The organism is Mycolicibacterium sp. Y3 (assembly GCF_051188035.1).
In the GTDB taxonomy this organism is placed as follows: domain Bacteria; phylum Actinomycetota; class Actinomycetes; order Mycobacteriales; family Mycobacteriaceae; genus Mycobacterium; species Mycobacterium fluoranthenivorans.
Genome location: NZ_JAVQLT010000002.1, coordinates 55,074 through 68,124, shown reverse-complemented (window position 1 = coordinate 68,124; position 13,051 = coordinate 55,074). Strand labels below are relative to the sequence as shown.

At 62.6% G+C, this 13,051-nt stretch carries 14 protein-coding genes; 11 read left to right on the top strand and 3 right to left on the bottom strand.

Annotated elements, in window-relative coordinates; translation table 11 throughout:
• Positions 1 to 31 precede the first annotated feature (31 nt).
• On the bottom strand, positions 32 to 322 hold the full coding sequence (locus tag QN239_RS31490; protein ID WP_499017145.1) for a hypothetical protein: 291 nt from the start codon (positions 320 to 322) through the stop codon (positions 32 to 34).
• A gap of 82 nt (positions 323 to 404) precedes the next feature.
• On the opposite strand from QN239_RS31490, the gene QN239_RS31485 reads away from it, so the two are divergent.
• From QN239_RS31485 to QN239_RS31460, 6 genes are all read left to right on the top strand, one after another.
• Positions 405 to 938: a hypothetical protein gene (locus QN239_RS31485; protein ID WP_499017144.1), complete on the top strand. Its 534-nt coding sequence runs from the start codon at positions 405 to 407 to the stop codon at positions 936 to 938.
• Positions 935 to 1,636 carry a chymotrypsin family serine protease gene (locus QN239_RS31480; RefSeq protein ID WP_499017143.1) on the top strand — a complete coding sequence of 234 codons (702 nt, stop codon included), beginning with the start codon at positions 935 to 937 and terminating at the stop codon, positions 1,634 to 1,636. The genes QN239_RS31485 and QN239_RS31480 overlap by 4 nt, the downstream gene beginning before the upstream one ends.
• On the top strand, positions 1,633 to 3,663 hold the full coding sequence (locus QN239_RS31475; RefSeq protein WP_499017142.1) for an ATP-binding protein: 2,031 nt from the start codon (positions 1,633 to 1,635) through the stop codon (positions 3,661 to 3,663). Before QN239_RS31480 ends, QN239_RS31475 begins: the two co-directional genes overlap by 4 nt.
• 38 nt (positions 3,664 to 3,701) lie before the next feature.
• Positions 3,702 to 4,154 (top strand): NUDIX hydrolase, encoded by a 453-nt coding sequence (locus QN239_RS31470; protein WP_499017141.1) that lies wholly within the window; start codon positions 3,702 to 3,704, stop codon positions 4,152 to 4,154.
• A gap of 39 nt (positions 4,155 to 4,193) precedes the next feature.
• Positions 4,194 to 5,003, top strand: coding sequence for a GntR family transcriptional regulator (locus QN239_RS31465; RefSeq protein ID WP_499017139.1), 810 nt, complete (start codon positions 4,194 to 4,196; stop codon positions 5,001 to 5,003).
• A 66-nt stretch (positions 5,004 to 5,069) separates the two neighbouring features.
• Positions 5,070 to 5,387 carry a hypothetical protein gene (locus tag QN239_RS31460; protein ID WP_499017138.1) on the top strand — a complete coding sequence of 106 codons (318 nt, stop codon included), beginning with the start codon at positions 5,070 to 5,072 and terminating at the stop codon, positions 5,385 to 5,387.
• An 87-nt stretch (positions 5,388 to 5,474) separates the two neighbouring features.
• Here the strand turns inward: QN239_RS31460 and QN239_RS31455 are convergent, their stop codons facing one another.
• Both QN239_RS31455 and QN239_RS31450 read right to left on the bottom strand, forming a co-directional pair.
• Positions 5,475 to 5,936, bottom strand: coding sequence for a helix-turn-helix domain-containing protein (locus tag QN239_RS31455; protein WP_499017137.1), 462 nt, complete (start codon positions 5,934 to 5,936; stop codon positions 5,475 to 5,477).
• A 57-nt stretch (positions 5,937 to 5,993) separates the two neighbouring features.
• Positions 5,994 to 6,908, bottom strand: a complete 915-nt coding sequence (locus tag QN239_RS31450) for a helix-turn-helix domain-containing protein (protein WP_499017305.1) — start codon at positions 6,906 to 6,908, stop codon at positions 5,994 to 5,996.
• Positions 6,909 to 7,264: 356 nt separating this feature from the next.
• On the opposite strand from QN239_RS31450, the gene QN239_RS31445 reads away from it, so the two are divergent.
• The 5 genes from QN239_RS31445 (at position 7,265) to QN239_RS31425 (ending at position 13,036) form a co-directional block, all read left to right on the top strand.
• Complete coding sequence (locus QN239_RS31445) at positions 7,265 to 7,663, top strand: WhiB family transcriptional regulator (protein WP_499017135.1); 399 nt, start codon at positions 7,265 to 7,267, stop codon at positions 7,661 to 7,663.
• A 584-nt stretch (positions 7,664 to 8,247) separates the two neighbouring features.
• A complete protein-coding gene (locus QN239_RS31440; RefSeq protein ID WP_499017133.1) occupies positions 8,248 to 8,763 on the top strand; it encodes a hypothetical protein in 516 nt (171 codons plus the stop codon).
• A complete protein-coding gene (locus tag QN239_RS31435; protein ID WP_499017131.1) occupies positions 8,763 to 9,083 on the top strand; it encodes a WhiB family transcriptional regulator in 321 nt (106 codons plus the stop codon). Before QN239_RS31440 ends, QN239_RS31435 begins: the two co-directional genes overlap by 1 nt.
• Complete coding sequence (locus QN239_RS31430; protein ID WP_499017130.1) at positions 9,080 to 9,703, top strand: hypothetical protein; 624 nt, start codon at positions 9,080 to 9,082, stop codon at positions 9,701 to 9,703. Before QN239_RS31435 ends, QN239_RS31430 begins: the two co-directional genes overlap by 4 nt.
• Before the next feature lie 363 nt (positions 9,704 to 10,066).
• Positions 10,067 to 13,036, top strand: coding sequence for a DNA cytosine methyltransferase (locus QN239_RS31425; RefSeq protein ID WP_499017129.1), 2,970 nt, complete (start codon positions 10,067 to 10,069; stop codon positions 13,034 to 13,036).
• The last annotated feature ends 15 nt before the right edge of the window (positions 13,037 to 13,051 follow it).

Here is a 13,051-nt window from a genome sequence, read left to right as displayed (position 1 = left end):
TTCAGCCGAATTGCCATTGAATGTTCAGCGCTTAATTCAGCGTGTCCGATACGCGCGTTGAGGCGCCACCGAACTTATTGTTGATAAACATCATCACCACGCCAGTGAGTATCACTGCGCCTATCGATACGAGCGCAATGGATTTCACTTTTTCCGCTTCCTCTTTCTTCTGGTCCCGAAGAATAGACGTGGCGACAATGAGCACAACTGTGCCCACAATAACGCCGAGCCAGGTATTAATCGTGGTCGCCGCCCATGCGCTTGACGACTGACCGTAGGCGACAATGATTTCGCGAGCTGCGGCGATATTCAGGGTTCCCATTAGCGGACCTTTCGTCGTTTATATCGACTAGGGTAACAGTGGGTAGAGGCCGTCTGTCCGCTTAAAGAAAGGTGGTAATGGTATGAAGCCGATCCTCGTGCGGATCGAGCTCGGGTCCGTTGATGGACCGATGCCGAACTTCACCCCGGTCGTGGAGGAGTACGTCAGCAAGGCCAAGGCCGCGGGCGTGCCCGTGCAGCCGGCCATGAAGGTGACCGATGTCCTTGAGCATCCCGAGGCGTGGGGTGCTGCACAGGGATCGGAGGGGTACGTCGCGTTCCTCGGCGCCACAACTGAGCGTGACGATGCGGTGGAGATTCTGTCCTCACTCACGGTGACTCCGCGGGCTGTGATCGGAGTGAAGGTCCTCTCCCCGTCCGAGGTTGACGAGTTTCAAGAGCAGGCGCGCCGAATCGTCGAGTTGCGCAAGCAGCGTCAGCAGGATGCATCACGAGGCCGACACGCAGCCCGGGCCGCCACCGCGGGGGCACCCACCTCTTCGCTGCCGGGAACCGTTGGTTCAGCAGCCGCGCCCGATGAGCCTTATGAACTCGCGCTATCGACCCCGGAGGGTGCAGTGAAGTCCCCTTTGGACATCCTCAACCTGGTGCGGTGACCATGCGCCGGGCGATCGCCGCGGTGATTGCAGTGTCGTCGCTGAGCACCGCGCTGGCGCCAGTCAGCGGTGCTGACACTCCGGGGTTAAGGCTGCAGCCCGGGGTGTCCATCTACGTGGTCAACCATGACACCGAGCTGCAGTCGACGTGCACCTTGGGCTGGTTGGTCGTATCTACGCGAGGCGATATCGGGGCGCTCACGGCGGGGCACTGCACTATCGGCCCTGAGATCGATGTCCACGACCCCGCGACCGGCAAAGCGACAACGGCCGGGAAGTGGTTGCGCTCAGAGCATTCCGGCCATGACACTGTTCTACACGGCACCGACATCGCTGCCCTGGCGCTGTCCAGCGACCTCGGGCATAGCGTCGGTACCCGCGACGGAGTGAGCCCCCTCGGTGTCTCCACCGCCCAGGATCTGCTCAACGATCCACCGGCACGGATCTGCAAAAGGGGTGGGCAAACCGGCGTCAGTTGCGGACCCCTGGTCGACGTCAGCGAGGACCGTGTCACCTTTCGCGCCGCTGTCGATCATGGCGATTCCGGAGGACCTGTGTGGGCGGTATCGGACGCGGGAGTGGTGACTGCGGTGGCAGTGGTCGTCGGCCAGTCAGATGACGATCCCTCAGTGACCGTTGGTCAGCTGATCAATCCCTGGCTGCTGCGCTGGGATTTCAGCCTGGGGGTACCGGCGTGATCGCCGTGCTCGGACTGGTCGCCGCGTGGATCATGAGCTGCTACTTCGATCCGTTCTCGTCGTTGTGGTGCGACATTGGCATGCTCTCGCCGGCAGGGCAGCCACATGTGTTCTCACTTCCTTGGGCCTATCCCGCGGTGGGAGCCACCGCCCCGTCGCTGCTCATCGACTCGGCTGCGCTCATCGTGGTCTGCGTTCTCACTCACGCCATCTCCAAATTCGAGTCCACGACCGTCGTCACCGACGAGGGAAGGCGACGTACCGAACGTGTCTTCGCCAGCAGCCGAGCCGTGCGTGCATATCTGATCGCGCTCGGGTGCGCCGGCGTGGCGGCCGGGATCGGCGTGGGCCTGCAGTTCGGATGGGGTCTGACTCTCGCTGTGCCCCTTGCCCTTCTGGGCTCCGTCCTGCTCATCATCGGATCTGGTCGCGCCGAGCGGGCGGCCCACGCTGCTCCCACCGGCGAGCAGGCCGGGGGAGTCATGTTCCCTGGTCTGGCCTCACCGATAGATCTTGGTTCCCTGCCGCCGCGTTTTCTTCAAGGTGGCGAACTGCATGAGGATCTGCGCAGATTGATCGGGCTTGCTGGGTCGAAATTTCCCCAGAAGTTGTCCCTCGACATCGCCGCCGTCGAACTCGAGAATGACAGCAAAGGTTCCTACAGGCTGGTGGCCTGGGGTTTTCGCTGCGCCGAGCCCGGCTGCCTCACTGACTCCGCCATGCAGCAGAAACTGCAGACGACATTCCTCAAGGGTGCCGGTGGCATCTGGACGTTCCGGTTCGATCCCCGTAGCGACACGTTCGGAGCCAGCCGCAAGTCTGGCATTCCCACGCTGCTGTGGCCGCCCATGTGGCCCGTGATCTCTACCGTGGCTGAGGCCAGGAAGCGTTACACCGGTTGGGAATTCAAGGTCGGTGAATCGGCGCGCGGTGTCGTGGGTGTGTGCATGGAGCGCATGGCTCACGTCAAGGTGATCGGCGAAACCGGCGCGGGCAAGTCGGTGGCGATCCGCAGCTGGCTTGAGCAGTTCCGCGCGATGGGATGGATGCTGATTCTGGCCGACGGGAAGGGAGCTGACTACGCCGGCTACTTCGCCCCGCATTCCGAGGATCACGATCTGCCCGTACCTGGAACAGTGGCCGTGGGCCTGGGCTCGACGCCACGGGGGATGGCTTATGTCGGGGCGATCGTCCTGGCCTACCAGATCATGCAAGAGCGCCAGGATGGCTCCTTGCAGGGCAAGATCGACAACCCAGAGAGCTGGAACTCATTTACCCCGGTCTTGTTGGTACTGGACGAGATCAAGGGGATGCGAGAAAAGTGGAAATCGCTGGGCAAGGAGTCGGCTGCGGCGATCGAATCGATGGTCACCGAGATCACTTCGCTGGGTCGCGAGCTTCGCGTCCACGTCATGTTGATCTCGCAGGACGCGCGCGACGTGTCCATTCCCGGAGTGTGGAATTCCAATCTGCCGCTGACGATCTCGCTGGGTAAGCCCAGCGAGATGACGGTGAATAAGGCGTTTGAAGACTCGGTGCGCCCGAAGGTGCGCATGATCCGCGAGTCCATGGACCCCAACATCAAAGGCCGGTGCCTTATCGCATCCGTAGACCCCGAGACCGGCGCCGCTGACGCCACTGAGTACCAGGGCTATCTGGGCTACAGCCCCGGCGAGCACTGGAATAACCCGAAGTTGCCGCCCCAAGCTCAGACCGAGTGGCCGCCCTTCAAAGAGCAGGTCTCAGATCGGGTGCCGCGGCTCTACACGCGCCAGTGGTTCGCTATCACCGAGAAGTCCCAAGCGCAGCAGGAGGCGGAAGCCATCGACGAGTCTGACCTTGGGTTCATTGACTTCGATCTCTTCACCGTCGAGGAGATCAAACGCCTGGACCGCATCCCACTCGACATCCGCGACGCGAGCGGACAGATCGTTCCTGATCCAAGCGCGTCCAAGTACGACCCATCGAGCCGCGAGTACGTGTGTCGCCCCAGGCGGAGCCGCAAAACAATCGTCGCTGAGCTCTGACGCGGCCCCGTTATGTCGCAGCGAGCAAAGGTTGGCCATTGATAGATCAGATTCCATCAGGATTCTCGGTGAGTGTTGCGGGAGTCGTCATCGACTCGGGCAAAGTATTGATCGCACAACGCGCAGATAATGGAGCGTGGGAACCTCCGGGGGGCGTGCTGGAGCGCGGGGAGACATTCCATCAGTGTGTTCAGCGAGAAGTACGGGAAGAGACCGGACTTCTTGTTGAACCCACGCATTTCACCGGCTGCTATCTGAATATGCGCGCCCACGTCGTAGCCCTGGTATTTCGCTGCGCGTTGTTGGCCGGTGAACTTCGTTTGAGTTCGGAGACAACTGATTTGCGGTGGGTAGCGACTGATGGGGCCGCCCAGTGGATGACCCCGGCATTCGGCGTTCGCGTCGACGACGCCGTCTCATCCACCGGCGAAACCGCGATCCGCTATCACGACGGGGTCGAACTTCTATGGTCGAGTGCGCGCATTTTCTAGGCGTCCGGATAGGGCTTCTTCTCGCGTAAAATTGATGCCATGAGTACCGTCCGACTTCCGCCGCGCATCATCGAAGACACGGGCCGCAACTCAAAACAGCATCAGGTAGCTGATGCCATTCGTAAGGCTGTTGTGGACGGCGTCTATGGCCCTGGCCAGCAGCTACCCACCATTGTGCAATTAACGCGCCACTACAACGTCAGCCGCCTCACGATTCGGGACGCCTTCAAGGTGCTGATCAACGAAGGACTCATCATGTCTGGGCGTGGTCGTGGCACCTTCGTCCGGAAGTCACCACCCATCATCAGGCTCGCTAACACCCGCCTGCAGCGGACGAATCGCGAGCAGGGACTGGGGCCGTACTCCATGGATGCCAGGTCCGCTGGTTTCAAGCCGGTCGTTGACGCGATACAGGTGTCGGTGATCGAGTTCGACGAAGCCCTTGCCCGGCAGCTCGATCATGTGGATGCCGATTGGGTCGGCCGCCAAGTGGTTCGGCGTTCCCGCCAGTACGTGGTCTCAGGGCAGTCCTTGCAGTGGTCGGTGTCGTACGTCCCTCTAGATCTCGCCGAGGGGACGCGCATCATGCACAGGGACACTGGCGACGGCGGCATCTACGCCCGTTTAGAGGAGCGCGGGTTTCTCATCGGCCGATTTCAGGAGACCGTGCAAGCGCGACTTCCCATGGTCGATGAGATGGACAGGATCGCGGTGGGGGCGAACCAGCCGATTCTCCGCACGGTTCGCAAGGCGTTCTCCGCAGACGCTGGCGAGCGCGTCCTCGAGATCTGTGACTCGATCATGTCGAGCGACTCGTACCGCCTGGTCTATGAGATCGCGGCAGACTGACCGCTGGACGATTACGGCCCGCATGCACGGTTGTGCGGTGCGTGAGCATTTGAGAAACTCGCACAGATGTTCGCAGATTGGTCTGCGGAGCTACTCGGGTATCGGACGCTGATCGCCGTTGACCGCGAGGTCCTCGTCTATACGGGCAGGATGTTTCCGCCTGCTGGTGGCCGTCGGGATTCGATCGCGATGTGGATTAAGAGCGGAGGTCTGCATCTAGAGCCGTGGATGCCAGGCAGGCAATCCGCTTGGTTGAAGCTCGACACCGGAGGCTGGGTGGCAATCGTGGACGTCCCGGCGTTCAGTGGCAATCGGCTGTCGCGGGTGGCCATGCAGCTATGGGTACTTCCGCAGGATTTGAAGATCAACGTGGACGGCGCGTAGCGCTGACATGTCGCCGCACAGCAAGGCCACCTTCAGTATGGGATCCCCTACGCGGCAACGTTTCTCAGTAATGCGGAAGCAGTATGGTCAATCGTCCTTGTCGGAGGGATCTACAGGCGGGAGTTGCTCAATTGATCGGAGCTGGTCGATGATGTTCGCGACGTTGGCCAACGCCCCGGGCGATAGGCCAGAAGCGCGGGCGGCGACGTTGCGCACTCCGGCATCACGCAGGATTCGGAGAACCTCAAGCTGGGATTCGATGTCGGGGCTGGGGCCGGGCTCCAATAGGTATCGCGCAGATACACCGAAGTATGCGGCGATGGCCCGTAGGTGCTGGATGCCGGGATTGCGTTTCTTGCCTGCGCGGAGCTGCCCAAGATACTGCGGCGTGATACTGACGCCGGTTTTCTCTTCGATGCCCTTGGCGGCAGCGTAGTTCGTGACGGGCGGTACGCCGCGTGGGTGCATTGTGTCGAACAGCTGGTTGAGTTTGGCAGCGAGATCCGATCCGTCTAGTTCACCGATCGTCTCGGGTCGGTCGTTGTCCATCACTCCACGGTTTCGTAGCCCCAGCCTGGCGGAAACTCATGTTACCTCAGTCGCCAATCACCCGAGCTGCGATCGAATGAACGCAGCAATTCTCGCATTGGCACCCTCGGGTACTGCCCCTCCACATCGAACAACCCAGGACTCATCCGCCGTCAGGCCCGTCAGCACGCTGATTACGGGGTCCGGCAGCCCACTTCGGCGACAGGCGTTGTCGTATCGAGCCGCCGTCGATTCCGGAATTCGACTCAACAGCAACTGCCGCTTGGCATCGAGGTCATGTACAGCTTTGAGGAGATCCGCAGCCGTTTCGCGATCGGTGATGCCTGCCATCTGCCACGAGTTAGCTGTAAGGATGGTGACCTTTGCGCATTGCGCGAGGGCCGCATTGACCGTGACGGCGAAGCGGGGATTCGATGGCGCCGGCAACTGCCCAATCAGCGAGTCGATCATGTCGATGTACGCCTCGGCGTGTGCAACCAGTACTGCGGAACCCTTGATTCTGCGGACGGGCACATCGATGACAGCCCCACCATTCTCGATGTTGAAGCTATCTGCCAGGTCGTCGAGCGCTGCGTCGTCGTCGCCTGCATCGGCAAGCCGATAGAACGCTCCGGGCGGCCAACCCAGACCCGTCTCGATGCGCGATACCGTTGAGGGTCTCGGCGATTTGTTGCCGCGTTCTATGTGACTGATGGACATCTTGGTCACACCGGTCATTGCCTCGATGTCATCGAGTGTCCAGCCGCGACGTTTCCGAAGGCGCCGGAGCGCCGCGCCCGCGTCCCTGAACGTCAAGGCACGTGGGCGTGGCTTGACGGCGGACTCATGCGGGAAATCGTACCGAGTCACGTTTTCTGTAGCGATTTCTCTGTCCAGGGACACTCTTAACGTGCCGTAAGCGTGATTTTTTTCAGGCCCGGTAAGGCCGCGCACGCGCCCGGTAGGCGTACGCCAACGCTCTGAACTGCACATTTGCGCGCCACACAACCGAAAGCTCATCTGGATCACGTCTCCGATCGCCCCACACTTAAATAGCACTTTGTCTTGCACTCTTGATGTAACTGCGCTTAGTCTGACATCACGCGGTCACCCGGGGGCCGGAGCGGGACAAGATTCGACTCGTCACTTGTCAACCTCCGTGTCGCCAGTTTTGTTGACGCGCGCGTTGCGAAACTGATATTTACTATCTGTGAGGGTGGGGCACTACCAGCGATCGGGCTACCGGCGCTGCGGGGGGATTGGGGATAGATATGAACGGAACTACAGACAACCCGGGGAAAACGGCTGGACTATTGGAGTTCCGCGGGGGTCGCTCGGACGCTGAGCAGATGAGCCTGTTCGACGCGGAGCTCGATGACACCGACGAAGCCGCTGTAGAGCGCTCGATCGCTCCTTCTGAGCCACAGCAGATGCGTGTACCGCAGGACGACACAGAAATGCAGTGCCGAACAAGCGATCCTGATGCGTGGTTTGAGCCTCGTTTCTATCCGTATCTGGCCGGCGCCTGCCTGGCGTGCCCGTTTCGTCAGTGGTGCGCCAACGAAGCGTTGAACCTGACGGCCGGCACTGAGTACCGCGTTGTTGGGATGTGGGCTGGTATCGATTTCACTGAAACCGACAGAGGCGGCCGCTATCGCCGGCGGATCCAGCGGTTGGAACACATCGCGCGCACCGGGACTGACGCGCCGCGCGCTCGCAAGCCTAAGAAGCCGTCGGTGGCGGCGTGATCAGCCCTGCCCGTCTCGGGTCGGGGAGGGCTTTGACCGACGTCGAGCAACTCCGCGGAGTCCGCGGCGTGGGAGGTGATGAGTGCACGTACCGGCCGTTGGCCGCGCAGTACACGTGAGAGGGATCCAGTCCCAGAAATAGAACTGCCCCCACTAAGGGGGGCAGTTCCGAGGGTGGAGGAGAAGCTGCAACTTCTCGTCCAGATCTCCCCGATGAAGGAGAGAGTGACTTTGCTTGGTCAATACCAGGGTAGAGGCTTGCCGCCTACGGAATCAAGTATTCCAGCCCCACAACTCCGTTCGACAGTCCTGAACTGCTCGAACTCGGTCAGAAGCGCATTCGTGGCGCCGATTTCCGGCGCTTCAGTGCGTGTTAGCCGGACGTCGATCTTCGATGACTGCCCCCTGTGCGGTGGCCAACCGGTGGAGCCTGTGCGCGTCGACGGTCAGCTAGCCTGCCGCAGTTGCACCAGCGCCTGCACGGTCTGCGGGTCTCCTTCTGTGCCCGGTGATGACGCCTGCAGCGTGTGCGTCCGTCATATTGATCCCGCGTTGCTGGCGGTCCTGGCATGAGGACTCCACACTTGATCGCCACCGGCTGCTCGGTCGGCGACCCAGATGCTCCGTACCGCCATGCGGAACTGGCTATCTGGGATGAGCTGCAGTGCAGCATTTCTGATCACCCTCGACTCTGGCAGTCCCCAATCGAGGGTGCGATGGTGCTCGCCGAGGAAGTCGACGAGCTCTGGGACGAGGTCCGCGGGAACCGGATTGGGCTTGCCCGGGCAGAGGCCACCCAGGTCGGTGCCATGGCTGTGCGCTTCATCGCCGACCTGTACGAACCCCGCGACGGTGGGCAGACGCGCGGACGCGCCGCCGCAGCGCAAGCTCAGTTGGCGCGCGCCTTGGTCGGCCCGAATGGGCGCACATTGGTGTCGAGCCACGAGGGGTTCGGGTATCTGAAGCGCGAGTTTGATGCGCTGTGGTCGGCAGTGAAGTTCGACGACCCCGCGCGTGACCTCGCTGCGCGTGTGGCCGGGTCTTCGATCCGTTTCATCGCCGAGATCATTCCGGCGACCGCGGCGGCGGGGTTGGCCTGATGACTCAGTCACTCGGGCGAGCTGCGGCCGACCAGAAGGTCTGCATTGTGGAAACCCCAGATGCGCCCGAGCTTTGGGCCTCTGATCGCCAACCCACACCAGCTGTGCGCAAGCATCTTGAACAGATGTGCCTACGTTGCCCGGCTCGTCGCTCATGTGCCGAAGATGCGGTGGTCCAGGCCGCACAAACCGGCATGTACGCCGGAGTGTGGGTGCCCCCGCAGTCTGACCGCCAGAAGTGGTTGACGGCGATGGATCGCCTCAGGCAGATCGCCGGTATCGGCGACGCCGTCGGAGACAGACTGCAGGTCTCGACATGACGAAGGCGAAGCCACCATCGGCGCGGCGCCCGGCGCAGGCCGAGTTCGATCGGGTCACCAGTTCGGTGAGGAGACAACTGGCCGCCGCGCCGACGCGTCCCGCTGTCCGGTCGCGTCACATCGGAGCGTTGTTGGCATTCAGCCGCACCCAGCATCTCGGGCCGGCGCTGATGCGCATCACGTTCGAACATGCCGGCACAGCCCAGTGGGCGGCCAGGGCCATCGACCACAGGGATATCCAGGTCAGCCCAGCCGACGGAGGATCCGGCACGCTGCTCATTCGACGGCCGCACGAAGTGCTTGGCAGCTACGGGTATCGCGATGAGCGCTGGGTTTTCGGACTGGGCCTGGATGCGGCCCTGGGGATCAGCCGTGGCGCGGTCCACGGCGCCGGAACCTTTACCAGGGAAGGCCTTTGCATCACGTGCCCTTCCTCGGCGATGATGCTGACGCTCTACGCGGTCATGGGCCGACTCGGAATCGAGGCCAAGCTGCCCAGAGGCTGGCGCGGTGTCATCATCAGCGCGGGCGATGTTCCCGCTGCCTTGGACCTGCTGGGAATCGCGGGCGCGGGCGACGCGTATCGGCTGCTCCGCACTGTTCCGCGGCGTGCAGCATGAACCCCGAGCGGACCGCCGGCGTCGCGCCCCTTTGGAAGCCATTCAAGACTGAACAGCTCATCGCCATGGGGCGCTGCCCTGGGTGTGGGTGGTCACCTCGCGAGCAGGGCCACAGTCCACGCTGCCCAATTCATCCCGGCAAGGAGGCGTCGTGAGCGATCAGTCAACTACTTCGGACATGAAGGGTAGGGCGTCAGTGCCGCTGATACAGAGCCGACAAACGCTAGGGGACAGACTCTTTGACCACCGACGGGATCGTTCGCTGGGCGAGATTCCGATGGTCGTCGAGGACCCGAGCAGAGATCTACGCCCGGGGAACCCGGTCCAGGTCGGGCGCCCCGCGGGCAACCACGGTCGTGCGCTGTGAAGGCGGGGGTCTCATCGGCGGTGCACCGCCCTGCGGCGAAGCGGCGGCGCTTCGCTCACGACGATCTGGTCGCGGTGGATCTGTTCTCGGGGTTCGGTGGGCTGACACAAGGCATCAAGCGGGCCGGGTTCACGACGATCATGGCCGCCAACCACAACCGCTACAAAGTAGAAGTACATGAGGCCAATCACCCTGAGGCTGAACACTGGATTGCGGATTTGGTCGACAAGGAATCATCGGATTATCACTCCGCACGTGACTTGCCGCCGGCTGATCTGGTGGCTGCAGGGGTGTCGTGCAAAAACCACACGCAGGCCAACACTGAGAAGGCATACGAGCAGGGTCTGTCGCTCTTCGACTTGGAGGATCCGGAGTTCGACGCCAGCGTCACCCGGTCCGAGCGTGACCGCGCAACCGCGAACTGCTTCCCTGCAGGGACGATAGTCGTCGCACGGCGCGGAATGGTGCCTATCGAACAGCTCATTGTCGGTGACGAAGTCCTGACCCACATGCATCGCTGGCGGCGAGTGACAGCGACGATGGCGCGGCGCGCTTCACTCGTCACAATCGAAGGGCGCGGACACACTGCACTGCAGGTCACCGCGAACCACCAATTCCTCACCCGCCCAGCGAAGCTGACCAGCCATGGCTGGACATATGGTGCAGACGAAGAGTGGATAGAGGCCGGCGCCCTGGTCGGCCACGCTTGGCAGTCGCCGATCGAGTTCCCGACGTGCGTGGTGCCCGATGCTCCCTCGGGTTGGCAGTACGGCCAGCACTTCTGGTGGACCGTCGGGCGGTGGCTCGGCGACGGCTGGATCAGGCGCTGCAAACCCTCTGGTGCGATGGTTGGCATCTGCTGTGGCTACGCCGAGCGCGGCGAACTCGACGGCCGTTGGGATGCGCGCGTAACCGAGGCTGCGACCGCAGTCCAATACGAACTGCGTGGCAGTGGCGCGCTGGCCCGATGGCTAGTGGCGCATTTCGGTGAGCTCGCGCACGGCAAGACGATCCCCACGTGGGCGTTAAGTATGGACGCCGAACACCGGAAGGCGTTGGTGGAGGGGTACATGTCCGCCGACGGCTGCTCGTCTCTGAACGGCCGCCGCGGTTCGTGCGCGACTGTGAGCCGCCAACTCGCGATCGGTATGAAGTTGCTCCTGCAGACCCTCGGTTATCGCCCTACCCTGCGTTGCCGAGGAACAGAACCGTGGAGCATTGAAGGCCGAACCGGCGCGACCCGACCTATGTGGATTCTGCAATGGATGGCGGAGCAGCGGCGCGCATCGACGATTGCCACGGTCGACAACAGGTGCGTCGGTGTCGTTCGGTCGGTCAAGCCAGGACGTGAGGACGTTGTATTCGACATCGAGGTCGAAGAGGATCACAGCTTCACCGCCGACGGGATCATCGTCCATAACTGCGTGCTGCACTATGCCGCCCAACATCATCCGCGGCTGGTTCTTGTCGAGTGCACGACCGAGTTGACCTCGTGGGGTCCGCAGGTCCCTGGCAAGCGCAAGGTTGGCGACGGCTCGACGTACCGGTGGTGGCTGAAGCAGTTCGAATTACTGGGCTACAAATACCGTGTCCTGTACCTGAATTCGATGTTTTTTGGGGTCCCGCAGTCCCGTGACAGGTTGTATATCGCCATGTGGGACGCCAAGATCCCTGCCCCGGATCTTGACCACCGGCCCCCATCGTGGTGCGCCAGCTGTGATCGCATCGTCGAGGCGGTGTGGACGTGGAAAACAGGGGTGCCCCCGACCGGGTCGGTCCGATACGGCAAGCAGTACCAATACCGGTGCCCGTCGTGCCGCGCAGTAGTGATCCCGCCGATCACACCGTCGCTTGCGGCGCTGGACCTCTCTGATCTCGGTACCCGTATCGGTGACCGGAAGAAGCCGCTGGCGCCTGCGACGATGGCCCGTGCTGAGCGGTGCCGGCAACGGTTCGGCGAGTTCCCGGCAGTCCTCATGCCGGCCAAGGCTGTGCGTGGCACCGAGCGTCACCCGTGGCAGCCGATGGGAACGCAGACCAGCCAGCAGGAGACAGCGGTGCTCTCCACGGGTGCGATCATGGCCGCGGCCGGCAACACCTATGAACGTCCCGGATCTACCTGCCGCAGCCGGGATCTCAGCCAGCCCATGTGGGCGCAGACGGCCACGAGTACCACTGCGCTGCTCACGCCACCGGTGGCGATGGCCATTGACAACTTCCAAGGAGCCCCGCGAGGGGCGGATGAAGCCCTGCCGACGCAGGGCGGGTCCGAGACCTTGGGGCTGCTCACTGCTCGGGTACTGCCCAATCGGACCAACGCGACGAGCCGCAGTGTGGACGAGCCGATGGAGACCGTGGTGGCCGGCGCCGGGTCGGGTGGTATTGCTGTGCTTTCCAGCGGTGTCGTGCCTTATCGGAACAACACCGTGCCCACCCCGCATGCCGAAGCGATGCCGACGATCACGACCGAACAGATCCCCGGCGTGCTGACTGCAGCTGGCCGGGTGCAGTGCAATGGCTCGATCGAGGAGGCGAAGTACCGCTCCTACCCGGTGAATCGGCCGATCGGGACGGTAGTCGGTTCGGCGATCACCCAGGGTCTGCTGTTTTCCGGATGGTTCAAGCAGCATGGGAGTCAGCCTGATCAGTTTCCTGCGCCGCATCCGATCACTGATCCGCTTGGCGCGATTACGGCCAACCCGACGGCAGGTCTTCTGACGGCCCGGTGGCACGAGATGCTCGATGAGCTGCCCTTGGAGGACTGCTACTTCCGCATGATGGCCTCTCACGAGATCGGCCGGGGGTGCGGTTTCGATGTCGATTTCGGGCACTACCAAGGCTCGTTTGTGGTGTGGGGCAGCGCGCGTAAGCAGACCGATGGCTACGGCAATGCGGTGTCGCCGCAAGTGGGCGAGTGGATCGGTGGCCGTCTGCGCGCTGCGCTGCACCGGGAGGTGGCAGCGTGAGGATTCTGCCCGTGT